This window comes from Roseateles sp. GW821-FHT09G03, assembly GCF_059416045.1.
The window spans coordinates 370,700-395,035 of sequence record NZ_JBWKOK010000004.1; the positions used below are offsets into that span (position 1 = coordinate 370,700).

The following is a 24,336-nucleotide window of genomic DNA, read 5'->3' on the forward strand; positions in this document are numbered from 1 at the left end:
AGCCGCGCCCGCTATGCTGCCGGCCCATGCAACAGGAGTTCCCCGGCCAACAGGACGATCTCTTCGGCGAGCTGCTGCCGCCCGCGCCCGCGGCGCCGGCACGGCGGGTGGCGGCTCAAGACGAGGTCGATGGCGACGATGAAGACGGCGACCGTGACGGCACGCCCGCCGCCGGTGCCGCTCCAAAGCGCCGCCGCGCGGGCATCCAGGCGCAGCCGCCGGACGAGGCCCAGCTCGCGCTCGCGGCCGCGCTGTCGCCGAGGATCCATCTGGGCACCTCGTCGTGGAGCTACCCGGGCTGGCAGGGCATCGTCTGGGAGGGCCGGCACGGCGAGTCCAATCTCTCGCGCAACGGCCTGACCGCCTACGCGCAGCAGCCGCTGCACCGCGCGGTCAGCATCGACCGCGGCTTCTACCAGTCGTTGGCGGCCAGCCAGTACGAGCGCTACGCGCAACAGGTGCCGGAGGACTTCCGCTTCACGGTCAAGGCGCCGAGCGTGATCACCGATGCGCAGGTGCGCACCGAGGACGGCCGTGGCCGTCAGGCCAACACGGCCTTCCTCGATCCGCGGCTGGCGGTCGAGGAGTTCCTGGAGCCGGCGATGGCGGGTCTCGGCGCGCGCATCGGTGCGCTGGTGTTCCAGTTGAGCCCGCTGCCGTTGGCGATGCTGAATCGCATGCCGGAGCAGCTCGACCGCCTGCACGCGATGCTGGCCGCCCTGCCCTCGTTGCGCGATGTGGCGCCGGAGGCGGTCGTGGCCGTCGAGGTGCGCGATCCGGAGTGGCTGACGCCCGACTTCGTCTCGGTGCTGAAGGACTGCGGCGCGCGCTACTGTCTGGGTCTGCATCCGAAGCTGCCGGCGATCCAGGACCAGTTGCCGCTGCTGCGCGCGATGTGGCCGGGGCCGCTGGTCTGCCGCTGGAACCTGCACCGGATCCACGGTCCGTTCGGCTACGAAGATGCGGAGAAGAAGTACGGGGAGTACGCCGCGCTGATGGATCCCGATCCGGAGACGCGGACCGTGCTCGCGAAGGTGATCCGCGCGACGGCCGAGGCCGGCCATCCGGCCTACGTCACGATCTCCAACCACGCCGAGGGCTCCGCGCCGCTGACCCTGCGCGCCCTGGCGCGGGAGATCGTCAGACCCAGCGAGGCTTGACCGCAGCGGCTGACGGCGGGGTCCGTCGAGCCGCTCAGGCGAGCGGCCAGCGCGCGAGCTCGACGTGCGTGGACAAGCCTTGCAGGCTGTCGATCAGCATCACCTCCGTGGCCGTCCAGCCGGGGACGATGAACGGCTGCGGCTCGATGACCTTGTCGTCATAGAAGAGCGTCAGGTGGGGCGTGAAATGCGGATCGGTCCGCAGCCCGCTCGCATGCAGGCGATCACCCAGCGTAGCCCTCATCGACCGCACGGCGTCGAGGCAGTGGCCCCCGCTCAGCACGAGGGGCAGGTTCCGCCGCTTGCGGGTGAAGCTCAGGAGCTGATCGAAGTCCACGCGCACCGACCCGTGCCGCAGCGACGAGGCGGCGGCTTCGGCGAGGGGCCGCACCTCGGCCATGACCTCGGCCTGCTCGGTCTGATCGTCGTACCAGCCCAAGTGATGCAGCGTCACGTGCAGGCGCTCCGTGCGCGCCGCCTTCGCGCGCAAGCCGAAGCGGCGCACCAGCTCATCGGAGATCGCGCTCAAGCGCTGCGCCGTGCCCGGATCAGGCCGCAGGCAGAAGAAGAGCGCGTGGACGGTCATGGCGCGCTTGCGTCGTGATCACGGCGCGATCACGTCGCGCTCATTGCGCTTCCGAAGCGCGCTGCTCGCCCTGCTTCATCAGGTCCTGCACCTGACGGCCGACGGCCTCGGGCTGGGGCAAGCCCGACGAGGCCGCGGATGCCGCCGGGTCCGCCGAGGCCGGCGGCTTCATGGCCTGCATCTGCTTCTTCGCGGTCAGCATCACGATGGCCAGCACGATGACGAGGGCGAGGATGGACAGGGCGCTGCGCATGCAAGGACTCCGGAATGGAAACGGGGATGGCGCAAAGCATAGCGATACTCGACCGCAGTTCCGTCGCCCGACGGATCAGCGCGGCAGCGGGGCGATGCCCGGTCGCAATCTCAGGATCTGCGGCGCCCGTTCCTGCGCGTCGCGCCAGCGCGGCTCGAGCGCGCGCCAGGCCGGCGAATGCCGGCAGGCGCTCCAGCGGATGGCCCAGTCGTCGGCATCCGCGGCCCGGGTCATCCAGACGAAGACCTTCTCGCCCTCGCGCACCGGCAGACGCGGGAAGTTGTTGGCCGAACGCTCCGGCACGAAGCTGCCGATCACCGGCAGGCCGGCCGCCTCGATGACCGGCGCGACCTCGTGTTCGAAGAAGCGCGCGAAGCCGTCCTCGGGATCGGCCGGGTCCTTCCAGAGCGTGCAGAGATGCAGGATCACCAGCCCCGGCAACGCGCCTCGCCGGAAGTCCCCCGCCTCACGCGCCGCGTCGATGCGCGCCGGATGTGGCGCCGCTCCCGGGCTTCTCATCAGCAGCACGTTGTCGTTGTCGACGAGCAGCGGATTGGCCTCGTCACGATGGGCCTGCCACACCGGACCGAAGTAGAACTCGCCGAGCATGCGCTCGCGCGCGGCCATGTCGTCGAAGCCGCGGATCCAGACGAAACGGTCCGGGTCGTCGAGATCGGCGAACTGCCCGTACATCCGCATGCCGACGGCCTCCTGCGAATCGACGAACGCCGCGTCGAACAACCGCATGAAGCGCTCACGCTCGCCCTTGACGATCTTGTACTGGCGCAGCTCGTAGACGGGGTGGTCGTCGGCCATGGGGTCTCCGGAATGGTGGCTAAGCGATCCGACGATTCTGGACAGAGGCCCTGACATCGGGTGTCAGCACGGCGCTCTTCCTGAAAAGAACCCGAGGTGCCGAACGTCAACCACACATGCAAGTGGAAGCGATACCGATCGTCGGCATTGCGAACGCACCATCTACCGTTGGAGGCCGTGGATCAGCAAGAACCGAGAGCGAAGAATCACCCGCTTCTTGTTTCAAAGAACGCACTGGAGGTCACATGTCCCCACCCGTCATCACGATGTCCCCCGAGAGCCACATTCATCTGCCCGAAGAGCTTCGTCAACGCTATGACTGGAAGCCGGGTCAGTCGCTCATGGTCGTCTGCCGAGAGACCGGCGTGTTCATCTGCCCGCCCGTTCCTGTCGAAGAGGCGCACGGCATCGCCTTTGGCGCCAACACCGATTTCGACCCGGATGCCGCTCATTTCCTCTGAGCTGCAAGGCCACCCAGGAGCCCCACCTATGCATGAAAACCTGAGGGTCGTGGACACGTCCGCTTGGATCGAATGGCTGAGCAAAACAGACCTCGGCAGGCAACTCCATGCCGACTTCCCAATACCGGACTGCTGTCTGGTCCCTGCCTTGGTGCAATACGAGCTGGCGGCCTGGGCTCATCGCGAGCTAGACCGACACGAGCGCGAGCGGGTGATCGCATTCACGGAGAACTGCAGGTTCGCCCAGCTCACGCGTGAGACGACGCTGGCTGCGGCCGCGCTCCGTCTCGACAGGCGTCTTCCGACGGCAGATCGCCTCATCTACGCCACGGCAAGGAAACATGGCGTTGATGTGTTGACCTGCGACGCTCATTTCGAGGGGCTGCCTCATGTCGTCTTCTATCGGAAGACGGTTTCTCCAGCCGCGTCCGTCAGCGAGCCACGAGCCACGTACGCGAGCACTCGAACCCCGGAGGCACGGTGCTCATCGTCCATCCTCATGTGATCGGCACCGGCCCCTTTTTGAATGCCCAGAAGGCTCAATGACTGCACAGATTCCGACTCTCTCTGCCGCCCACCAGATCCAGATTCCCGACAAGCATCTGGAGCGACTGGAGTGGCGCGCCGGTCAACGCCTAGTCTGGGTCGAGCGCGGGCGTGGCTTACTCCTCCGTCGCCTCATCACCATCAATGAAGTGTTCGGACTGCCTCCGGGCCTGTACTCATTTGGCGAGCGAGATATCACCGAGTACTGCTGGCGTTGCGACCCGCTGGCGAGCCCAAGTACATGTCGGTGCGTTGAATGACAAAGAGACAAGGGCCCAACGGGCCCTTGTTTGCTGTCAGCGCGAAGCGCTCATTCCCATTCGATCGTCGCCGGCGGCTTGCTCGAGACGTCGTAGGTCACGCGGTTGATGCCGCGCACCTCGTTGATGATCCGGCCCGAGCAGCGCTTGAGCAGGCTGTACGGCAGCTCCGCCCAGTCCGCCGTCATGAAGTCGCTGGTCTGCACCGCGCGCAGCGCGACCACGTAGTCGTAGGTCCGGCCGTCGCCCATCACGCCCACGCTCTTCACCGGCAGGAACACCGTGAAGGCCTGGCTGGTCAACTCGTACCAGGTCTTGCCCGTCGCCTCGTCGCGCGTGTTGCGCAGTTCCTCGATGAAGATCGCATCGGCGCGGCGCAGCAGGTCCGCGTACTCCTTCTTCACCTCGCCCAGGATCCGCACGCCCAGGCCCGGACCCGGGAACGGGTGGCGGTAGACCATCTCCGGCGGCAGGCCCAGCGCCACGCCCAGTTCGCGGACTTCGTCCTTGAACAGCTCGCGCAGCGGCTCCAGCAGCTTCAGGCCGAGCTGCTCCGGCAGGCCGCCCACGTTGTGGTGGCTCTTGATCGTCACGGCCTTCTTCGTCTTCGTGCCGCCACTCTCGACCACGTCCGGATAGATCGTGCCCTGCGCCAGGAAGGTCGCGCCTTTGTGACCGCCGTCGCCGGCCTTCAGCTTCTCGGCTTCGGACTTGAACACGTCGACGAACAGGCCGCCGATGATCTTGCGCTTGCGCTCCGGATCCGTCACGCCGGCCAGCTGGCCAAGGAACAGATCGGCGGCATCGACGCGGATCACCTTCGCATGCAGCTTGCCGGCGAACATGTCCATCACCATGTCGCCCTCGTTCAGGCGCAGGAGACCGTGGTCGACGAACACGCAGGTCAGCTGGTCGCCGATCGCGCGGTGGATCAGCGCCGCGGCCACCGAAGAGTCCACACCGCCGGACAGGCCGAGGATGACCTCCTCGTCACCGACCTGCTCGCGGATCTTCTGGACCGCTTCCTCGATGTAGTCGCCCATGATCCAGTCGCCCTTGCAACCGGCGATCTCCCGCACGAAACGCTTGTAGATCGCGGCCCCCTGGACCGTGTGCGTGACCTCGGGATGGAACTGGAGCGCGTAGTAGCCCTTGTCCTCGTTGACCATGCCGGCGATGGGGCAGGTCGGCGTGGACGCCATCAGCTTGAAGCCCGGAGGCAGCGCGGTGACCTTGTCGCCGTGGCTCATCCACACCTTCAGCATGCCGTGACCTTCCGGCGTCGCGAAGTCCTGGAGGCCCTCCAGCAGCTTGCTGTGACCGTGCGCGCGGGCTTCGGCGTAGCCGAACTCGCGGTGGTCGCTCCACTCGACCTTGCCGCCGAGCTGCACCGCCATCGTCTGCATGCCGTAGCAGATGCCCAGCACCGGCACGCCCAGGTCCCACACCGCCTGCGGCGCGCGCAGCTCGTGGTCCTCGTAGGTCGACGCGTGGCTGCCCGACAGGATGATCGCCTTCGGCGCGAACGCGCGGATGAAGTCGTCGCTGACGTCGTTGGGATGGATCTCGCAGTAGACCTGGGCCTCGCGCACGCGACGTGCGATCAGCTGCGTCACCTGGGAACCGAAGTCGAGGATGAGGACTTTGTCGTGCATGGTCAGCTTCTGGGGATGCTTGGGGATTCTGGGAGGCTCAAGAGTTCTGGCTCAAGCCTTGGCCGCAGCGGCCTGCGCCGGCGGGTCCGAATTGAAGTGGCGCCACGCGAAGCCCAGCGAGGCCAGCTGCAGCAGCGCGCAGAGGTAGAACGGCGCGCCGATCCGCCAGTCGGTCTTGGGCAGTTCGGCGACCAGCGCCATCAGCCCCAGACCGGCGATCGGCGAGATCACCGCCATCAGGCTGTTGATCGCGGCCACCGCGCCCATGGTCTCGCCCTGCGTACGGGCGTCGGCGGCGTTGGAGATCAGGCTCTGCATCGCCGGGGCCGCGGCCACGCCGGCGATGTTCAGGAAGATCGCGCCGACCATCATCCAGGCCTCGGTCGACAGGCCCCAGATCACGTTGGTCAGGATCGAGGTCGTCAGGCCGATCAGCACCAGGCGCCGTGCGCCCAGCCAGCGCATCAGCGGCTGCAGCAGCACGCCCTGCACCACCACCGCGACCAGGCCCACGACGAACAGCGACAGACCGTTCTCGCGCGGGCCCCAGCCGAACTTGTGCTGGTTGTAGAGCACCCAGCTGGTCTGGATCACCAGTTGCGCCAGGCCGGAACACGCGATCACGTAGATCAGCGGTCCCACGCCGTTCAGCTTGCGCAAGCGTCCCAGCGCCGCGACCGGGTTGGCCTTGCGCCATTCGAAGGGTCTGCGGTGTTCGGGCGCCAGCGACTCGGGCAGCACGAAGAAGCCGTACAACCAGTTCAGCAGCGCCAGCGTGCCGGCGACGTAGAACGGCAGGTGCAGGTCGATGCTGCCGAGCAGCCCGCCCATCACCGGGCCGAGGATGAAGCCCATGCCGAAGGCCGCGCCCAGCATGCCGAAACGCTTGGCGCGGTCCGCCGGCGGCGTGATGTCGGCGACATAGGCGTTGGCGACGGCCGCGTTGGCCTGCATCGCGCCGGAGAACAGCCGGACCACGACCAGCATCCACAGCGCGTCGGCCAGCGCCGTCACGAAGAAGCTCAGCGCGAGTCCGCTGAAACCGATCAGCATCACCTTGCGGCGGCCGAAGCGGTCGGACAGCCCGCCCAGGATGGGCGAACCGAAGAAATTCGCGAGACCGAAGGCAAAGGCCACCGCCAGTTGCGCCAGCGTGTGCTGGGTCTCGCTCTGCGTGAAGGTTCCGACCAGCGGCGGCAGCACCGGAATGATCAGGCCGATCGACACCATGTCGATCAGCACCGCGATCAGGATGAACGACATGGCGGCCTTGCGGCCGCCATGCGTCGTCGTTGCTGCGTCGGCGTCGGGGCCTGGGCCCCGCGCCGCGTCGACGGGTTCGGACAAGGGCGTCACTCCAGACGGTAGTTGGGCGCTTCCTTGGTGATCTGCACGTCGTGGACGTGGCTCTCACGGATGCCTGCCGAGGTGATCTCGACGAACTCGGCCTTCTCGTGCATGTCCGAGATGCTGCCGCAACCGCAGTAGCCCATCGAGGCGCGCACGCCGCCGGCCATCTGGTGCACGATGGAGACCATCGAGCCCTTGTACGGGACACGCCCTTCGATGCCTTCAGGCACCAGCTTGTCCGCGTTGGGGTTGGTCGTCTCGTCGTTCTCCTGGAAGTAGCGGTCCGCCGACCCTGCCTTCATCGCGCCGATCGAGCCCATGCCGCGGTAGCTCTTGTAGCTGCGGCCCTGGTAGAGGATCACTTCGCCCGGGGCTTCCTCGGTGCCGGCGAACATGCCGCCCATCATCACCGTGCTCGCGCCGGCCGCGATGGCCTTGGCGATGTCGCCCGAGTAGCGGATGCCGCCGTCCGCGATCGCTGGAACGCCGGTGCCCTTGAGCGCGGTGGCGACGAAGTCGATCGCCGCGATCTGCGGCACGCCGACGCCGGCGACGATGCGGGTCGTGCAGATCGAGCCCGGGCCGATGCCGACCTTGACCGCGTCCGCGCCGGCTTCCACCAGCGCCAGCGCTGCGGCGCCGGTGGCGATGTTGCCGCCGATGACCTCGACGCCGGGATAGTTCTTCTTCACCCAGCGCACGCGCTCGATGACGCCGCTGCTGTGGCCGTGCGCGGTGTCGACGACGATCGCGTCGACGCCGGCCTTGACCAGCAGCTCTACGCGTTCCTCGGTGCCGTCGCCCACGCCGACCGCCGCGCCGACGCGCAGCTTGCCGTGCGCGTCACGGGCGGCGTTCGGGAAGTTGGTCTGCTTGGTGATGTCCTTGACGGTCATCAGGCCGCGCAGTTCGAACGCGTCGTTGAGGACCAGCACGCGCTCCAGCTTGTGCTTGTGCATCAGCGCCTTGCCGTCGTTCAGCGAGGCGCCTTCGGACACCGTGATCAGGCGCTCCGCCGGGGTCATGATCTCGCCGACCGGGATGTCCATGCGCGTCTCGAAGCGCAGGTCCCGGTTGGTGACGATGCCGACGACCTTCTGCCCCACCAGCACGGGGAAACCGGAGACGCCGTGGTGCTCGCTCAGCTGCTTGACCTGGCGGACGGTGGTCTCGGGCGTGATCGTGATCGGGTCGCGGAGCACGCCGGACTCGTAACGCTTGACCCGGGCCACTTCCGCAGCCTGCTGCTGCGGGGTCAGGTTCTTGTGGACGATGCCGATGCCGCCTTCCTGGGCGATGGCGATCGCCAGGCGCGCCTCGGTCACGGTGTCCATCGCGGCGGACACGAGCGGCAGGTTCAGGCGGATGCCACGCGTGAACTGCGTGGCCAGACTGGTGTCGCGCGGCAACACCTGGGAGAACGCCGGCACCAGCAACACATCGTCGAAGGTGAGGGCCTTTCCGAGTAGGCGCATGAGGGAAGCTCCAGACGCAAAGGCGCATTATAGAGAAGCCCGACGGTACACTCCACGACCATGATGAATCCCCCACTCTCGCGACGCCCGCTGGGCATGATCTGCGCGCTGGCGCTGATGGCGTTGACCTCGGTCGCGCACGCCCAATGGAAGTGGCGCGACGCCGATGGCCGCACGCAATACAGCGATCGTCCGCCGCCGCCGAGCGTGGCCGACAAGGACATCCTGCAGCGTCCTTCGAATGCGACGCGGGTGACCCCCTCGTCGGGCCAGGCGGCGCTGCAGAGCGCGTCGGCGGCGGCTTCCGCCGCTTCTGCCCCGGCCCGTCCGGCGAGCGAAGCGTCCTCGCGCGACAAGGTCGAGCGCGAACGGAAGGCGCAGGAGGAGAAGGCCCGCGCCGACGCGATGGCCGAGAACTGCCGTCAGGCCCAGAACCGCCAGCGCGTCCTGGAGTCGGGCGTGCGCCTGCGCAGCGGCACCCAGACCGGCGAATCGCAGCCGATGACCGAGCAGATGCGCCAGGAAGAGATCCGCAACATGCAGGTCGTGATCAGCGCGAACTGCAAATGAGGCCGGAACGAGTCCCGGAAACAACACTGGCGACCGCCCGCGAACACCGACGCGCAAGCCGGTCGTAAGTCCGGTGACCGCCGGTAATTCAAAAGGCCGCTGATGCGGCCTTTTTGCTGGGGGCACCCCGGTGTCAGGCCTTGCGTCCGAGCGGCCGATGCCGCGTGACGATGCGGCTGCCCGCGGCCTGGAAGCGCTGGCGGCGCGCTTCCTTCGGATCGACCGTCAATGGACGGTAGACCTCGACGCGATCCTGCTCGCGCAGCGGTGTCTCCAGCGGCGCGGTGCGCCCCCAGATCCCGGCCGTCAACGCGGCGATCTGATCCGGCTCGAACCAGGCGCTGGCCGCCAGGGCGTCGCGCAGCGTGCTGCCGGCGGGCAGGGTCAGTCGTTGTTCGCGAAGCTCGCCGCGTGCCGGGCTCCAGAAGAGCTCGATCGACAGCTCAGCGGGCGCCATGGACCTGCTCGGCGCGCTTCACGAAGCTGTCGACGAAGGTGTTGGCGATGCGGTCGAACACCGGGCTGACGACGGCCTCAAGCGCGAAGCTCGAGAACGCGTAGCGCAGCTCGAACTCGATCTTGCAGGCGTGCGGCTCGCCGTCGGCCGGCGCGCCGGGACGGTTCAGCGGCAGGAACTGCCAGTCGCCGTCGAGCATCGAGAACGGCCCGTCGACGAGCGTCATGCGCACGCGCCGGTTCGCCTCGTTCGTGTTGCGGGTGGTGAACGCATGACGCAAGCCGGCGTACTGCAGGGACAGCTTCGCGGTCACGCCGTCGTCGTGGCGTTCCAGGACCTCCGCGGACGAGCACCAGGGCAGGAACTCCGGATAACGCTCGACCTGGGTGACCAGGTCGTACATCTCGCGCGGCGAGTACCAAAGGAGGACAGTCTTCCGGACGTGCTTCATGGCGGTTCTTAGAATGGCGAGATTGTAGGCGGCCCGATCGACCCCATCTGGGCGTCACCTGGCCGCCATCCGGGCCGCCGCCGAACCACGCCCAAGCCGCTCTCAAGCGTTCTCAAGCCGTGTCGGCCCGCCCGCGACCCGCACAAGAAGAGTTCCCATGTCCATTGCAGAAAACCGTCGCGCCCGATTCGAGTACCACCTCGAGGAGCAGTACGAGGCCGGCATCGTCCTCGAAGGCTGGGAGGTCAAGGCCATCCGTTCCGGCCAGGTCCAGCTGCCGGACGGTTATGTCGTCATCCGCGACGGCGAGCTGTTCCTGATCGGCTGCCGGATCGATCCGCTGCGCACGGCGTCCACGCACGTCAGCCCGCTGGCCGACCGCACGCGCAAGCTGCTGATGAGCGGCGCCGACATCCGCCGGCTGATCGGCAAGGTGGAGCAGAAAGGCTTCACGCTGATCCCGCTGGATCTGCACTACAAGAACGGCCGCGTGAAGGTGCAGATCGCGCTCGCCAAGGGCAAGGCCCAGCACGACAAGCGCGAGACCGAGAAGAAGCGCGACTGGGAGCGCGAGAAGGGCCGCCTGATGCGGCACAAGGTGTCGGGACCTTCGAAGGACTGAGCGTCGGGGCGAGCCGCCCGCGCCCTCAATCGCTCAAGGTCTCGAACGCCTTCGCGAGGTCCGCGCGCAGGTCCTCGACCTCCTCCAGCCCGATCGCGAAACGCACCAGCGTGCCGCCCTCCTCCGCCGTCCACGGCAGCCCCAGCGACCGGCTGCGGCTGAGGTCGTAGGGCACGACCAGGCTCATCGGACCGGCCCACGAGTAGCCGATCCCGAAACAGGTCAACGCGTCCACGAAGGCGTCGACGCGGCGAGCGTCGAACGCGGGACGGAACACCGCGGAGAAGAGGCATCCGCCCGCGTCCGGAGACACCTGTTGCCAATGCACATGGCCGGGCGAGTCCGGCAGCGCCGGATGCAGCACCCGCGCCACCTCCGGCCGCGCGGCCATCCAGTGCGCGAGCTCACGAGCCGCGGCACCCTGCGCGCGGTAGCGCAGCGCGATGCTCGGCAGGCCGCGCAGCACCGCCTCCACATCGTTCTGGCCGACGCCATATCCGAGGTACTCGTGCATGGCCACCAGCTGGCGGTTGAGCGCGATGTCGCGTGTGCAGACCGCGCCCATCAGCAGATCCGCGCCGCCGGAGGGGAACTTGGTCAGTGCCTGCATGCTGATGTCGGCGCCGAGTCCGGGCGCGACGTCCGGCGCCACCTCGAAGGCATTGAAGGCCAACCCCGCGCCCCAGGTGTTGTCGAGCGCCGTGAGCACGCCGCGCGCGCGGCAGGCCTGCAGCAGTCCGATCAGATCGGGGAACTCCAGCGTGATCGATCCAGCGGCCTCGAGCCACGCCAGTTTCGTCCGCTCCGACAGCATCGCCTCGAAGGCCGGCACGTCGAGCGGATCGTAGAAGCGATGCGTGATGCCGAGCCGGGCCAGCAGGCCCTGGGTGAGGTGTCGATTCTGGCCGTAGACGTTGTCGGGCAGCAGCACCTCGTCGCCGGGCGTCAGGAAGGCCAGGCTGGTCAGCGTGACGGCGGAGACACCGCTGGGCGTGAGCACGCAATGATCGGCATGTTCCAGCGTCGCGATGCGCGCGGCCAGCGTGTAGGTCGTCGGCGTGCCCGGCAGGCCGTAGCGGTAGCTGACGCCATCCTTTGCGCGCGGCCGGTGCAGTTCGGCGGTGTTCTTGAACAGCACCGTCGACGCCTTGGCCACCGGGACGGGGACGGCGTCCCACCCCTCGGGCGCCCGGTACGGGTGGTGGATCTGTTCGGTGGACGGGCCGCGTTGGGTCACGAAGTCTCCTGGGAGGCGAGGAACCGGAGGGCTCATTCTGGAACATCGCTGCGGTTCTGGAAGCAGAAACGCCGGCGCGAGGGCCGGCGTTCTTCGGGGCGCTGACGCGCGCGATCAGATCGGCAGCGCGATCAGGTCGTGGCCCTCGACGCCGACGATGCGGGCGCGGGTGAATTCGCCGACGCGCAACTGCTTGCTGGCCTTCTCGGGCGGCAGCAGGCGCACGGTGCCGTCGATCTCCGGCGCGTCCGCGTAGGAACGGCCCACGCCGCCCTTGCGGCCGAGCGCCGGTGCGGCATCGACCAGCACCTGCATCGTCGCGCCGACGCGGCGCTGCAGCTTGGCGATCGACACTTCCTCGGCCACGGCCATGAAGCGGGCGCGACGCTCTTCGCGGACCTCGTCCGGCAGCGCGCCGTCGAGCGCGTTCGCCGGCGCGCCTTCGATCGGCGAGTAAGCGAAGCAGCCGGCGCGGTCGATCTGGGCCTCGCGCATGAAGTCGAGCAGGTACTGGAACTCCGCCTCGGTCTCGCCGGGGAAGCCGGCGATGAAGGTCGAGCGGATCACCAACTCGGGGCAGATCTCGCGCCAGCGCAGGATGCGCTCGAGGTTCTTCTCGCCGTTGGCGGGGCGCTTCATCCGCTTCTGCACGTCGGGATGCGCGTGCTGGAAGGGCACGTCCAGATACGGGAGGATGAGGCCTTCGGCCATCATCGGCACGATCTCGTCGACGTGGGGGTACGGGTAGACGTAGTGCAGGCGGACCCACGCGCCGTAGGGCTTGGCGATCTCGCCGAGCTGCGCGACCAGGTCGAACATGCGCGTCTTGACCGGCTTGCCGTCCCAGAAACCGGTGCGGTACTTGATGTCGACGCCGTAGGCGCTGGTGTCCTGGCTGATGACCAGCAGTTCCTTGACGCCGGACTCGAACAGCGCCTTGGCCTCGGACAGCACGTCGCCGATCGGGCGCGAGACCAGGTCGCCGCGCATGCTCGGGATGATGCAGAAGCTGCAGCGGTGGTTGCAGCCCTCGGAGATCTTCAGGTAGGCGTAGTGCTTGGGCGTCAGCTTGATGCCGGCGATGCCGCGGGCCTCGGGCACCAGGTCGATGAACGGGTCATGCGGCTTGGGCACGTGGGTGTGGACGGCGTCCATCACCTCCTGCGTCGCATGCGGGCCGGTCACGGCGAGGACGCTGGGGTGGATCTCGCGGACCATGTTGTCCGAGCTCGCGCCGGCCTTGGCGCCGAGGCAGCCGGTCACGATCACCTTGCCATTCTCGGCCAGGGCTTCACCGATGGTGTCCAGCGACTCCTTGACGGCATCGTCGATGAAGCCGCAGGTGTTGACGATCACCAGGTCCGCGCCGGCGAAGGTCTTGGACGTCTCGTAGCCCTCGGCGCGCAGCTGCGTGAGGATGAGCTCGGAATCGGTGAGCGCCTTCGGGCAGCCCAGGCTGACGAAGCCGATCTTGGGCGCAGAGCCGCTGCCTGCGCTGCTCGTCTTCGCTGCGGCGGTGGGGTCGTAAGTCGTTGATTCCATTTGGGTTCCGCCGGGCGATCTGGCTGAGGGCTGGGGCGGCATTGTAAGCGACGCGGCATTTTCCAGACAGGGTCCGGCCCATTGCGCCACGCGCGGCACCGTGGACGACTGCGCGTCGCACGAGCGGTAACGGGCCGGCATCGCTGCGTGCCGCGCCCGCGGGCCGCTCCGTGGATACTCGCCCCTCCGTCCTTTCCGTCACGCCACGCCTCGCCCAGCCTCGATGTCCGCCCCCTCCCCGCGCTCAGAGCTCCTGCCCTTGATAGGCGATCGCGCCTCGGTGGAAATCGCCGCGCTCGTGCTGCCGCCGGTCGTGGTCGCGAGCACGCCGGCCGGTAGCGCGGCTCCCTGGGCGTGGACCTGGGCGATCGCCTATGCGCTGAGTTCGATCGGCGTCGCCATCGCGCGCCGCCGCTTCCGGCGCGAGGCCGCGGTCATGAACCCCGACGCCTTCGTGGCGCGCTGGTCGCGACCGGTGGAGCGCATCGCGCTCGCCTTCGGCCTGCTGTGGGGTCTGCTGCCCGGGGTTGCCGCCGCCAGCGGCGTCTTCGAGCACGCGATCTTCCTGTACCTCGTGCTCGCCGGCACGACGGTGTCGACGGCGGCCTTCGCCGCCGCGGATCTCCCCTTCTTCGCCCGTTTCCTCGTGCCCGCGTGGACGATGGCGACGGTGGCCGTGCCCTTCGCCTTCCCCACGCAGTGGACGATCGTCCTGCCGCTGTGCCTGCTCTTTCCGTGGCTGGTGTGGCGCCACGCGCGGACGTCGAACGGCTTCCTCGTCCAGCAGTCGCGCCTGAAGCGCCAGAGCGAGGCCCTCGCGCTCGCCCACAAGGAGGCCCGCGATGTCGCGAAGGCTGCCTCGCGTGAGAAGAGCCTTTTCCTGGCCACCGCCTCGCACGACCTGCGGCAGCCGCTCTACGCGCTGACGCTGACCGCGCAGGCCGCGCTCCAGCGCAACCAGGACGCCGCCCTGCGGCCGCTGCTGGTCGACATCTCGCAGGCCGCCGGCCATGTGAACGACCTGCTGAACTCGCTGCTCGACGTCTCCGCGCTGGACAGCCGCAGCGCCGAACTCGCACTCCAGCCGCTGGCGCTGGCGCCGCTGCTGTCGGAACTGCATGAGCGCTTCCAGCCGGAAGCCCACGCGCGCGGCCTCGACTGGCGCATCCGCGGCCCGGAGGCGCCCGCCTGGGTCGTCGCCGAGCCGATGCTGCTGCGCCGCGCGCTCGCCAATCTGCTGCACAACGCGCTGCGCTACACGCCCGCGGGCGGCGTGCTGCTCGCGATACGGCGCCGCGCCGGCGACTGGGCCATCGAGGTCTGGGACACCGGCATCGGCATGGCCGCGCCCAAGCGCGATTCGCTCTTCTCCGAGTTCCATCGCGGCGACGACGCGGCGCGGGTCACCGGCGACGGCCAGGGCCTCGGCCTGTCGGTCGTGCGCGACTGCGTGCGGCGGATGCAGGCCGCGATCGATTGGCATTCCACGCCCGGACGGGGTTCCTGCTTCCGCATCACGCTGCGCGGCGCGGCCATCCCGGCGACGCCGGCGAAGCGGGCACCTGTGGGACTGCACGCGTTCGAGCCACTCGGCGGCCGCGTACTCGTGGTCGACGACGACCTGGGCGTGACGCGCGGCCTGTCGCACCTGCTGGGCGAATGGGGCATCGATTGCCATGTCGCCGGCGACGCGGCCCAGGCACATGCGGCGCTCGATGCCGACTTCGAGCCCGACGTCGTGATGAGCGACCTGCGGCTGCGGCACGACGACGGCGGCTACGCGCTGCTGCAGGACCTGCTGGACCGGCTGCCGCTCGCACGCGGCCTGGTGGTCACCGGCGAGTTCGACCTGCCCGACCTGCGCCGCGCCGAAGCCGACGGCTACCTCGTGCTGCGCAAGCCCGTGCAGCCCGGACCGCTGCACGCCGTGCTGCGGTCGCTGCTCCCGGCGCGGGCGCTGACGTCGCGGGACTGATCCAAGCCCCGTCGGCATGTTGGCATGCGCGTTGCCGGACACGGCGACCAAGGAGAGCATCCACCATGCACCTCGAAGGCTCCTGCCACTGCGGCCGCATCCGCTTCTCGGTCGACTCGACCGAGCCTTATCCGTTCCTGCGCTGCTACTGCACGATCTGCCGCAAGACGGCCGGCACCGGCGGCTACGCGATCAACATCGGCGCCGACAACCGCAGCTTCAAGCTGATCAAGGGCAAACGCGACCTGAAGGTCTACCGCGCCGTCCTCGACGGCAAGGAAAGCAGCGGCCAGCGCCATTTCTGCGGCCATTGCGGCACCGCGCTCTGGATGTACGACGACAACTGGCCCGACCTGATCCACCCGCATGCGAGCGCGATCGACACGCCGCTCCCGGCGCCGCCGGAGAACGTACACGGTCTGCTGGACTCCAAGGCGCCGTGGGTCCGGGTGGAAGGCAAGCCGGGCGACCCGCGCTTCGACCATTTCCCCGAGGAATCGCTGGCCGACTGGCATCGGCGGCACGGCCTCTAGGGCCCCGCGCCGCGGCGCCCTGTGCGGGCCGCGGCCGCGCCGCTCACTTCTTCGGCGGCTGCGGCGGAAAGCCCGGCATCCCAGGCACGCCGGGGAAGATGTTCCCCGCGCTCTGGAACTGCTCCTGCATCTGCAGGAACAGGTTCTTGGACTGCTCGAGGTAGTTGCCCATCAGGCCCTGCATCATCGGCGCCTGGCCGCTCATGAACTGCGACCAGAGCTGCGGATCGAAGCCCCCGCCCTTGCTCGGGTCGGCGAAGCGGCTCTGCAGCTCGGTGACCGCCTCGAGGTTCTTCTCGAGGTAGGCGCCCATCAGGCCCTGCATCGCATGGCCGTAGAAGCGGATGATCTGCGCCAGCAGCGGCGTCGAGAACATCGGCATCCCGCCCATCTCCTCTTCCAGGATGATCTGCAGCAGGATGGATCGGGTCAGCTCATCGCCCGACTTCGCGTCGCGGACTTCGAAGTCCTCGCCGCCGAGCACCATCTTCTTGACGTCCGCCAAGGTGATGTAGCTGCTGGTCTGCGTGTCGTACAGCCGCCGGTTGGGGTACTTCTTGAGCACCCGCGGCCCCTTGGGCTGCGCGGGGTCCTCGTTGCCGGTTGCGGTCTTGCCGCGTCGGGCCGTCGCCATGCTGTCTCCTCTGAGGGTCTTCGACCCATTCTAGGAGGCGCCCGGCAAGCGGCCCGCCGGGTGATTTCCCTTGCTGTGCGGGAGGCGGATCCGCCCTGGGTGCACTCAGTCCGGCTTGACGTTGCCGTCCTTGATCACCTTCGCCCACTTGGCCTGCTCGGCCTTCTGGAACTCGGCGAACTGCGCCGGCGTGTTGGGCGTGTACTCCAGGCCCAGCGATTCCATCTTCGCCTTCACCTCGGGCAGCGCGACGATCTTCTGCACTTCGGCGTTGAGCTTGGCCACGATGGGCGCCGGCGTGTTCGCCGGGAAGTACAGCGCCTGCCAGCTCGACACGTCGAAGCCGGGCACGCCGGACTCGGCCAGCGTCGGCACGTCGGGCAGCTGCGCGCTGCGCTTGGCCGAGGTCACCGCCAGCGCCTTCACCTTGCCCCCCTTGATCTGCGGCAGGGCCACGGTCACCGTCTCGAAGCTCATCGGCACCTGGCCGCCCATCACGTCCTGGATGGCCGGCGCGCTGCCCTTGTAGGGCACGTGCGTCAGGTCCGCGCCCGTCATCAGGCGGAACACCTCGCCCGAGAGATGCTGCGACGTGCCCTGCCCCGCCGAGGCGAAGGTGATGTCGCCGGGCTTGGCCTTCGCGGCCGCGATGATCTCCTTCACCGACTTGGCCTGCGATCCCGGCCCGATCAGCAGCACGTTGGAGATCTTGCCCAGCAGGATCACCGGCGCGAAATCGCGGTCGGCCTTGTACGGCATCTTGGGCAGCAGCGAGGGATTGATCGCGTGCGTCGCGATCGTGCCCAGCAGCATCGTGTAGCCGTCCGGCGCGGCCTTGGCCACGCTGTCCGCGCCCAGCACGCCGCCGGCGCCGGCCTTGTTGTCGACCACGATGGTCTGCTTGAGCGAGACCTGCAGCCGCGCCGCGATCTCGCGCGCCAGCACGTCGGACGTGCCGCCCGGCGCGAAGGGGACGATCAGCTTCACCGGCTGGGTCGGCCAGTTGCCGGCATCGGCGGCCTGTGCCGAGGTCATCGCCATCGTGCCCAGGACCACCGTCGCCGCCGCAGCGGCCAGGGCCCGCACGCGGACCCGCATCACCGAATTCATGTCGCTTGTCTCCATCCATGACGGCACGCGGCCCTCGTCGACATCGACTCGGTGCTGGCACCCTCTTCTCTTGATGATTGGAATGGTATCGGTACCATCCGACGCGTCAAGCTGGCGTTGATGAGGGATTCCACCGGGTTCTCGCATGCCATGACCACGGCCTGGGCGCCCTCAGTGAAGGCTCAGGCGCTGGCGCGCTGGACCAGCTCGAAACCGATGTCGACGGTCCGGCGTTCGACCGGGCCGCTGGCGCGGTCGAGGATGAATCGCGCCGCCTGCCGACCGATGGCGAAGCCGTCGATGCGCACGGTCGTCAGCGCCGGCTCCAGGTCCCGCGCCAGCGCCAGGTCGCCGAAGCCGACGATCGCGAGGTCCTCGGGGATACGCAGCCCGCGCGCCTGCGCTTCGATCAGGACGCCCAGCGCCAGCGAGTCGGAGCTGCAGAACACCGCGTCGACGCGGTCCGGATGCGCCAGCAGTTCGGCCAGGCCGCGGCGACCGCTGCCCAGCGTGGTCGGCGTGGCGACGGTGGCCACCGGCACGTCGGCGATGCCGAGCACGCCGGCCTGGTCCTGGAAGGCGCGGAAGCGCCGCATCGCGCGCTCGTCGTTGCCGGCCACGCCGGCCAGCCGGCGGTAGCCGCGCTCATGCAGGTAGGACGCGACCTTGCGGCCGACCTCGACGTGGGAAAAACCGACCAGCATGTCGATCGGATCCGTCGTCTGGTCCCAGGTCTCGACGACCGGGACGCCGGAAGCGCGCAACCGCGTGCGCGCCTGCTCGGAATGGCTGGTGCCGGTGAGCACCAGGCCGTCGGGACGGCGGCCGATCATCGCGTCCAGCCACGCCTCCTCGCGCGCGTTGTCGTAGCCGGTCTGGCCGAGCAAGACCTGGTACCCGGCCTCGAACAGCGCCTCGGTGAGGCTCTGCACGGTGTCGAGGAACACGGGCCCGGCGATGGTCGGCACGGCGACGCCCACCATGCGGCTCTTCATCGACGACAAGGCGCCGGCCAGCAGGTTGGGCACATACCCGGTCTTGCGGACCGCCTCCGACACCCGCTCGCGGACCTCGGGCGACACCTGAGCGGGGTTGTTGATCGCGCGGGACGCGGTGATCGGCGCCACGCCCGCGAGTTGCGCCACGTCGCGCAGCGTGACGGCGCCGCTGCCCTTGCGGCGGCGGGGACGGGGGAAGGTCTCGATGTCGGACATATGGCGGCTGATTATGGCGGGCGGGCGTCGGAGCGCAGGAGACGTTCGCGCGTCCGGCGCGTCCGGCGCGTTCAGCGACGGCCCTCGTAGGCCACCACGACATTGCGTCCCTCGCTGTCGATCCCGTCCCGGCGCGAGGTCACGAACATCAGCTGGTTGACGTTGGCCGTGGCCCAGGCGATCGCACGCGGATGGTCGAGCGACGGCGAGGCGAGCCGCAGCCGCAGCGCCTCGTCGGCGACGGCTTCGCTGATCGACAGGCGCTCGAAGGTGCGCAGGAAACCGCGCGTCGGCTCCAGCAGCTCGGGCGGGCAGCGCGCCATCACCGCCAGCCAGGTGAGCACGCTGATCGAGCGGTGCGCGCAAGCCTCCAGCGCCCGCGCCGCCGTCGGCACGCCGTTCAGGTAATCGAGCAGCACGTCCTCGTCGATGACGGCATTCATCGGCGGGTACTCCGCCGGGGCGCGCCACCACCGCTGCTGCTACCGCTGCCGGTGCCGCTGCCGTCGGGTCGGCCCGACCGGCCCGGTTCGCCCGCCGGGTCGACCGGAACGCCGCGCGGCGCCCACAGCCCGAAAGCCTCCGGGGTCACGTCGGCGTGGCCCTCCGCGAAGGTCGCCAACGCGCGCCGCACCGCTTCCGCGCGTGAGATGCCCATCAGCTTGCACAGGCGATCGATCTCGACGAGCTGCGCCGCGGGGATGTCGACGATGGTGCGGGTCATGGGGACCTCCGGGTTCAGCGCGCCAGGAAGTCGGGCTGGCGGAACTTCTCTTCGAGGAAGTGCCCGTTGGCGATCAGCGCCTGCGCGTCCTGCTTGGCAGTGTTCGCGACGATCTCGCGCATCTGGGTCTCGAGCAGCGACAGCTGCTCCGCGAGCAACTGCCGCGCAGTCTTGCCGTCCTTCAACGCATGGCTGACGCGGAAGGCTGGCGGCAGCGCGACGTAGTTCGCCAGCGTCTCCGGCAGGTAGCGCAGCACCGTCTGGCGGACGGTGAACAGGTCGTCGTTGTGCAGGCCGGTCGCGCGCAGCCGCGGCAGCACCTCGGCGACGGCGCCGCGGATCGAGGCCAGACTGGTCTTCACTTCCTCGGGCAGATGCGGCGCGGCGTGCGCGATGACCTCGTCCAGGCGCTGCATCGTCTGCTCGAACGTCAGGCTGTCCTCGATCGCGCGTTCCAGCTCGGGCTGGCGGCGGCCGAGCAGCAGGCCCGCGACGTACAGGCCCGCCGTGATCGCGAGCCAGCCGCGGTCGATGACGCCGGCGAACAGCAGCGCCGGTCCGATCAGCGCCAGCGCGCAGCCCAGGATGTTGCCGCTGCCGTAGAGGAACAGCAGCGCGCGCAGCTTCAGCGATCTTGATGCGGCCATGGCGTTCCCGGCGCGTTCACTGATAGCCGCGGATCTCGCGGAACACCTGTGCCAGGCGCGAATGGCGCCCGTCGAATTCGCGGCCGCCGGTCATCTGCGCGATCTGCTTCATCTCGTCGACGTTGCCCTCGCCGAAGAGGATGGGGAACACGCGCGCTGGCGCGCCCTGCCCGTAGCGGGAGCGGAAGGCGGCGAACGACATCCCGCTGTTGCTCTCGCCATCGGTGAGCAGCGCGACGCTGACGAAGCGGTCGGGATACTCGCGCGATTCCCGCGCGGCCAGCTCCAGCGCCGCGGACAGCGCCGAGTACACGGCGGTGCCGCCGCGTGGCCGCAGCTCGTCGGCGACGCTCGTGAGCCGCGCCCGCGCGGCGTCGATGCCGCCGGCGTCGAAGGGCACCAGCACCGGCTCGCTCACCCGGTCGTCGAACGGGATGAGGAACACGCGCTCGCGCCCCTGGAACGCGGTCAGGCGAGCGCTGGCCGTGGCCTGCGATGCGCCGCTGAGCACCTTGAGCGCCTCGCGCATCAGCTCGATGCGTTCGCCCTTCATCGACCCGCTGATGTCCAGCACGAAGATCGACGTCGACGGCTTGCGCCAGGTCGACTGGTAGGCCGACAGCACCGCGTCGATGACCTCCAGCCGGTTCGGGAAGGACAGCTCCGCGATCGCCGCCGTCGGCAGCGCCGCCGCGGTCGCGACCTGCGGATTCGCCGGCCGCAGGAAGGCCGGGCCCAGCGCGTCGCGCTGGAAGTCCGCCGCCTTCAATGCGGCGACCAGCTTGTTGTACGGCTCACGCCCCGCCTCGCGCAGCAGCATCAGCGGATAGTCGGCCGAGATCATCCCGTCGCGGGGATAGACCAGCGTCAGGCGCTGGTCCTGCGCCAGCTTCTCGTTGGCGCGCAGGATCACGGCCTCGTAGTTCACCATCGCGTCGATGGCGGCGGGGTCTTTCGTGAAGGCGTCCGCCAGCCAGCCGGAACTGCCGGCCGTCAGCCGCTGGCCGGACAGGAAGGCGGTGATGACCTTGGCATCGACATCGGACGCGGCCATGTCCTCGGTCTTGCCCGACGACGCGGCAGCCACAGCGAAGAGCGCGCTCATGCCCGAGTTCGAACTCGCCGCATTGGTCATCGCGTAGCGCAGCTTGCCGGTGCTGGCGGCCTTGGCGATGTCGGCCCAGGTCGGCGCGCGCTGGCCCCAGCCGAGCTCGGTCACCTTGGCCGCCTTCACGCCGAGCGCGATGCGCGAGTAGAAGAGCTTCTCTCGTGCCAGCGGCGGTGTCTGGAGCGCCAGCGACGGGTAGGCGCCGTTGGGCGGCAGGATCGCGTCGAAGCGATCGCCGGCGTTGATCCGCTCGACGATGTCGAGCGTGCCGGCGTAGCTCATTTTCACGGTCACGCCGGCGGCCCGTCCGGCCGCGACGATCGCCGGCTCCAGGTCCTTGACCTCGGAGCCTGCGAGCACGGTGAATGCAGCGTCCGTGCCGGCCGCCTTCGCCGCATCGGCCGTCGGCGCGTCGGCGTCACGCTTGCCGCAGCCGCCGAGCACCAGCGCCGCCGTCAACAGCGCCGTCGTCAACAGCGCGTTGCCCGCGAGCCATCCCCTCGCCGAACGGCGCGCGCCGCTCACAGCGACACCTCTCCCGACGCCTGCAGCGCCGCGGCGGACTCCTGGCGCCGCACGCGGTCCAGGTAGGTCCGGCTCTTGGCGACTTCGTCGGACAGCGTGTCCACGGTCGTCTGCATCGATGCCAGCGCCTTCGTCTTGAAGTCGGCGATGGTGTCCATGGTCTGGTAGATGTTGGTGAAGGCCAGCTGCAGCTTCGCGATCTCGATCGTGCTGGACGCGGCCTGCTGATGGATCGCGGCGCTCTGGTCGCGCAGCATCTCGCTGGTGCCGGCGATGAGGTTGCCGGTCGTGGTGTTCAGCGCGGAGATCTGGTCCAGGACCAGCTTCTGGTTGTTGAGCGCCTGGGCGACGATGACCGCCGTGCGCAGGGCCGACACGGTCGTCGTCGTCGCGCGATCGACGCCTTTCACCAGCTCCAGGTTGTTCTTGCGGATCAGGTCCAGCGCCAGGTAGCCCTGGATGTTCACCGCCTGCTGCGTCAGCAGGTCCGTCACCTTCTGGCGGGTGTAGAACAGCATCTCCTCGCGGACGACGCGCGCCTTCTCGCCGTCCGACAGCTCGAGCTCGCGCGCCTTCGCCTCGAGCTGCCCGTCGAGCGTGCGGCCGATGTGGATGTACTTCTCCAGCCGCTCCATCAGCGTCCAGAGGTTGACCTTCTCCTGCTCGATGGCGGCGTTGTCGCGCAGCAGCTCGTCCTTGCCGCCCTTGAGCGCCTCGATGATGCCGTTCAGGTGCGACTGCGAGGACTGGTAGCGGTCGAAGTAGTCGGCCAGCTTGTTGCCCAGCGGGATGAAGCCCAGCAGCTTGCGCGCCGAGAACAGGTCGCCCTGGCGCGACGGGTCGAGGTCCTCGACGGTGCGGCGCAGGTCCACGAGCGATTGCCCGATCTGCGCGCCCTGGTCGAGGAGACCGCTCTTCAACGACCCGACGGGCCGGTCCAGCATCCGGTTCGACGCGGAGGCAGCGGCCTCGATGTCCTTGCTGCCCATCGCGTGGATGCGCTCGACAGCCTGCTTGAAGGTCGGATGCTGGCTGTCGTGCGTCGTGATGTCGGCGATGAACTGGCGGACCTGGCCGTCGAGTTCGGCGACATCCTCCGGCTTGAGCTTCACCTTGCCGGCGGCGGTCTCGACGGGCACGACCTGCACCGGCGCCGGAGGCTCCAGCGTGAAGGACTGCGGGGGCTGGAGTTCGTCGAGCGCGACGTTCGTGGCCGGGATCGGGGTCTGGGAAGCGGTCATGCGGTCCTCCTCGGGATGAAGCGTCACTTGAACCGGGCCTCGATGCCCTGGATCATGCGTTCGAGCCATTCGTGGCTGGGCGGGTCGACGACGTCGACGAGCACCGGCGGCACCTTGACGCCGCGCTGGGCCCAGGTCTCCGGACCCTTCACGTCGCCGCCGGTGCGGAAGCCATATTCATGCGCGAGCTCGCGCAGCTTGGGGTCGGTGTCGAGCGCCTCGCCCAGGCGCGCGCCCTTCTCGTTGTAGGGCACCAGCACATGCTTCGAGTACACGGTCGGGCGCGGGTAGAGCACGACCATGTCGCCCTTGAGCCGGTCGGGATTGCGCAGCCAGAACTCGACCATCTGCGACTCGTAGGCGGCCAGCAGCGGCGCCTTGCCCATGCCCAGTGCCAGGTAGTCCTCGAAGGGGCCCGCGGAGCTCTGCTCCTGGAAGCCCTGGCGCAGGAACAGCGGCGCGACCAGCGGCAGCACCTTGTCGACCTCCTCCTGGCTCTGCACGATCTGCTGCTGGTTGGCCAGGTAGCTCGCCAGCGCCAGATACATCGCCGCAGAGTTGGACGTTCGCACGTCGGTGGAGTTCACCAGCACGGCCTTGCCGGTGGCGAAGGCCTCGCTCTTCTTGAGGTCGCGCCAGCGGGCGTTCTGCTCGATCAGCGTCATCAGGCGCTGGAGGTCGACGATGTAATAGAAATCGCCCTCGCGCTGCGCGATGCCGTTGGCGACGAGGATCTCGGCGATCGGCTTCCAGCTCGCGAAGACGATCGGCGTGTAGAACGGCGTGTAGACGTTGGCGGCCTTGGCGGCCACCTTCAACTGCTGTCCGGCGGGCGCGCCGGACGGGAAGCCGAAGTCGTACTTCGCCGCGTCGACGCGGTTGGCGATGGCGCGGGACCCGGCCTTCTCCACCGTGACCGTGAGCCCCCGGGCGGCCAGCGCCTGCTGGACCCGCGGGTCGTTGAAGAAGGCCTCCTTCTCGGAGCCGATCAGGCCGCGCAGCGTGACCTGGCGGTCCCGCACCTGCTGGGCGGTGACGGCGGCGACCTTGTCCTGGTCGAGCCGCGCGTTGGAGTACCAGACGCCGCCGCCCACGGCGGCGAGGAGCGCGATCGCCAGCACGGGGGCGACCAGTTTGCGAATGTCCAAGGTGACGAGCCCCTGAAGGCGCGTGGAAGGGTCACG

Annotated in this window: 26 protein-coding genes; 7 read left to right on the forward strand and 19 right to left on the reverse strand. The window is 68.8% G+C overall.

Annotated features, from left to right (window positions below; genetic code table 11):
• Nucleotides 1–26 precede the first annotated feature (26 nt).
• Nucleotides 27–1,160: a DUF72 domain-containing protein gene (locus AC07OZ_RS17165; RefSeq protein ID WP_495468295.1), complete on the forward strand. Its 1,134-nt coding sequence runs from the start codon at nt 27–29 to the stop codon at nt 1,158–1,160.
• Nucleotides 1,161–1,194: 34 nt separating this feature from the next.
• Here the strand turns inward: AC07OZ_RS17165 and AC07OZ_RS17170 are convergent, their stop codons facing one another.
• The 3 genes from AC07OZ_RS17170 to AC07OZ_RS17180 form a co-directional block, all read right to left on the reverse strand.
• Nucleotides 1,195–1,746: a 2'-5' RNA ligase family protein gene (locus AC07OZ_RS17170; RefSeq protein ID WP_495468296.1), complete on the reverse strand. Its 552-nt coding sequence runs from the start codon at nt 1,744–1,746 to the stop codon at nt 1,195–1,197.
• 40 nt (nt 1,747–1,786) lie between these two features.
• Nucleotides 1,787–1,999 (reverse strand): hypothetical protein, encoded by a 213-nt coding sequence (locus AC07OZ_RS17175; RefSeq protein ID WP_495468297.1) that lies wholly within the window; start codon nt 1,997–1,999, stop codon nt 1,787–1,789.
• A 75-nt stretch (nt 2,000–2,074) separates the two neighbouring features.
• On the reverse strand, nt 2,075–2,815 hold the full coding sequence (locus AC07OZ_RS17180) for an NIPSNAP family protein (protein ID WP_495468298.1): 741 nt from the start codon (nt 2,813–2,815) through the stop codon (nt 2,075–2,077).
• Nucleotides 2,816–3,060: 245 nt separating this feature from the next.
• Here AC07OZ_RS17180 and AC07OZ_RS17185 point away from each other — a divergent pair, with 245 nt between their 5' ends.
• On the forward strand, nt 3,061–3,276 hold the full coding sequence (locus AC07OZ_RS17185) for a hypothetical protein (protein ID WP_495468299.1): 216 nt from the start codon (nt 3,061–3,063) through the stop codon (nt 3,274–3,276).
• Between the two features lie 28 nt (nt 3,277–3,304).
• Nucleotides 3,305–3,781 carry a type II toxin-antitoxin system VapC family toxin gene (locus AC07OZ_RS17190; protein WP_495468300.1) on the forward strand — a complete coding sequence of 159 codons (477 nt, stop codon included), beginning with the start codon at nt 3,305–3,307 and terminating at the stop codon, nt 3,779–3,781.
• Nucleotides 3,782–4,132: 351 nt separating this feature from the next.
• On the opposite strand, the gene guaA is transcribed toward AC07OZ_RS17190, so the two are convergent.
• Genes guaA through guaB form a run of 3 tightly spaced genes read right to left on the reverse strand, consistent with a single transcriptional unit; the run spans nt 4,133 to nt 8,562 of the window.
• Nucleotides 4,133–5,737 carry a glutamine-hydrolyzing GMP synthase gene (guaA, locus tag AC07OZ_RS17195; protein WP_495468301.1) on the reverse strand — a complete coding sequence of 535 codons (1,605 nt, stop codon included), beginning with the start codon at nt 5,735–5,737 and terminating at the stop codon, nt 4,133–4,135.
• A 51-nt stretch (nt 5,738–5,788) separates the two neighbouring features.
• Nucleotides 5,789–7,084, reverse strand: a complete 1,296-nt coding sequence (locus AC07OZ_RS17200; protein ID WP_495468302.1) for an MFS transporter — start codon at nt 7,082–7,084, stop codon at nt 5,789–5,791.
• Between the two features lie 5 nt (nt 7,085–7,089).
• A complete protein-coding gene (gene guaB, locus AC07OZ_RS17205) occupies nt 7,090–8,562 on the reverse strand; it encodes an IMP dehydrogenase (protein ID WP_495468303.1) in 1,473 nt (490 codons plus the stop codon).
• Nucleotides 8,563–8,625: 63 nt separating this feature from the next.
• Here guaB and AC07OZ_RS17210 point away from each other — a divergent pair, with 63 nt between their 5' ends.
• Complete coding sequence (locus tag AC07OZ_RS17210; RefSeq protein ID WP_495468304.1) at nt 8,626–9,132, forward strand: DUF4124 domain-containing protein; 507 nt, start codon at nt 8,626–8,628, stop codon at nt 9,130–9,132.
• A 133-nt stretch (nt 9,133–9,265) separates the two neighbouring features.
• Here the strand turns inward: AC07OZ_RS17210 and AC07OZ_RS17215 are convergent, their stop codons facing one another.
• A complete protein-coding gene (locus AC07OZ_RS17215) occupies nt 9,266–9,589 on the reverse strand; it encodes an RnfH family protein (RefSeq protein ID WP_495468305.1) in 324 nt (107 codons plus the stop codon).
• Complete coding sequence (locus tag AC07OZ_RS17220; protein WP_495468306.1) at nt 9,576–10,040, reverse strand: type II toxin-antitoxin system RatA family toxin; 465 nt, start codon at nt 10,038–10,040, stop codon at nt 9,576–9,578. The genes AC07OZ_RS17215 and AC07OZ_RS17220 overlap by 14 nt, the downstream gene beginning before the upstream one ends.
• Nucleotides 10,041–10,197: 157 nt before the next feature.
• Between AC07OZ_RS17220 and smpB the strand changes: the two genes are divergently transcribed.
• Nucleotides 10,198–10,662, forward strand: coding sequence for an SsrA-binding protein SmpB (smpB, locus tag AC07OZ_RS17225; RefSeq protein WP_067269311.1), 465 nt, complete (start codon nt 10,198–10,200; stop codon nt 10,660–10,662).
• Nucleotides 10,663–10,687: 25 nt separating this feature from the next.
• Here smpB and AC07OZ_RS17230 read toward each other — a convergent pair whose 3' ends face one another.
• Both AC07OZ_RS17230 and rimO read right to left on the reverse strand, forming a co-directional pair.
• Nucleotides 10,688–11,935, reverse strand: coding sequence for a PLP-dependent transferase (locus AC07OZ_RS17230; RefSeq protein WP_495468307.1), 1,248 nt, complete (start codon nt 11,933–11,935; stop codon nt 10,688–10,690).
• A 78-nt stretch (nt 11,936–12,013) separates the two neighbouring features.
• Nucleotides 12,014–13,441 (reverse strand): 30S ribosomal protein S12 methylthiotransferase RimO, encoded by a 1,428-nt coding sequence (gene rimO / locus AC07OZ_RS17235; RefSeq protein ID WP_495468308.1) that lies wholly within the window; start codon nt 13,439–13,441, stop codon nt 12,014–12,016.
• A 223-nt stretch (nt 13,442–13,664) separates the two neighbouring features.
• Here rimO and AC07OZ_RS17240 point away from each other — a divergent pair, with 223 nt between their 5' ends.
• Nucleotides 13,665–15,416, forward strand: a complete 1,752-nt coding sequence (locus AC07OZ_RS17240; RefSeq protein WP_495468309.1) for a sensor histidine kinase — start codon at nt 13,665–13,667, stop codon at nt 15,414–15,416.
• Nucleotides 15,417–15,481: 65 nt separating this feature from the next.
• Nucleotides 15,482–15,949: a GFA family protein gene (locus tag AC07OZ_RS17245; protein WP_495468310.1), complete on the forward strand. Its 468-nt coding sequence runs from the start codon at nt 15,482–15,484 to the stop codon at nt 15,947–15,949.
• A gap of 43 nt (nt 15,950–15,992) precedes the next feature.
• Here AC07OZ_RS17245 and phaR read toward each other — a convergent pair whose 3' ends face one another.
• The 9 genes from phaR to AC07OZ_RS17290 all read right to left on the reverse strand — a co-directional run bounded on the left by phaR (nt 15,993) and on the right by AC07OZ_RS17290 (nt 24,300).
• Nucleotides 15,993–16,583 (reverse strand): polyhydroxyalkanoate synthesis repressor PhaR, encoded by a 591-nt coding sequence (gene phaR, locus AC07OZ_RS17250; RefSeq protein WP_495468311.1) that lies wholly within the window; start codon nt 16,581–16,583, stop codon nt 15,993–15,995.
• A gap of 105 nt (nt 16,584–16,688) precedes the next feature.
• A complete protein-coding gene (locus AC07OZ_RS17255) occupies nt 16,689–17,693 on the reverse strand; it encodes a tripartite tricarboxylate transporter substrate binding protein (protein ID WP_495468312.1) in 1,005 nt (334 codons plus the stop codon).
• 182 nt (nt 17,694–17,875) lie between these two features.
• Nucleotides 17,876–18,907, reverse strand: a complete 1,032-nt coding sequence (locus AC07OZ_RS17260) for a LacI family DNA-binding transcriptional regulator (RefSeq protein ID WP_495468313.1) — start codon at nt 18,905–18,907, stop codon at nt 17,876–17,878.
• Nucleotides 18,908–18,978: 71 nt separating this feature from the next.
• Complete coding sequence (locus tag AC07OZ_RS17265) at nt 18,979–19,350, reverse strand: PIN domain-containing protein (protein WP_495468314.1); 372 nt, start codon at nt 19,348–19,350, stop codon at nt 18,979–18,981.
• The gene (locus AC07OZ_RS17270) at nt 19,347–19,631 is read right to left on the reverse strand and encodes a ribbon-helix-helix protein, CopG family (protein WP_495468315.1); all 285 of its coding nucleotides are present in this window, start codon (nt 19,629–19,631) and stop codon (nt 19,347–19,349) included. The genes AC07OZ_RS17265 and AC07OZ_RS17270 overlap by 4 nt, the downstream gene beginning before the upstream one ends.
• 14 nt (nt 19,632–19,645) lie before the next feature.
• Nucleotides 19,646–20,278, reverse strand: coding sequence for a hypothetical protein (locus tag AC07OZ_RS17275; protein ID WP_495468316.1), 633 nt, complete (start codon nt 20,276–20,278; stop codon nt 19,646–19,648).
• Nucleotides 20,279–20,294: 16 nt separating this feature from the next.
• On the reverse strand, nt 20,295–21,911 hold the full coding sequence (locus AC07OZ_RS17280) for a vWA domain-containing protein (protein ID WP_495468317.1): 1,617 nt from the start codon (nt 21,909–21,911) through the stop codon (nt 20,295–20,297).
• A complete protein-coding gene (locus AC07OZ_RS17285; RefSeq protein ID WP_495468318.1) occupies nt 21,908–23,152 on the reverse strand; it encodes a toxic anion resistance protein in 1,245 nt (414 codons plus the stop codon). Before AC07OZ_RS17285 ends, AC07OZ_RS17280 begins: the two co-directional genes overlap by 4 nt.
• 23 nt (nt 23,153–23,175) lie before the next feature.
• On the reverse strand, nt 23,176–24,300 hold the full coding sequence (locus AC07OZ_RS17290) for a hypothetical protein (protein WP_495468319.1): 1,125 nt from the start codon (nt 24,298–24,300) through the stop codon (nt 23,176–23,178).
• Nucleotides 24,301–24,336: the final 36 nt, after the last annotated feature.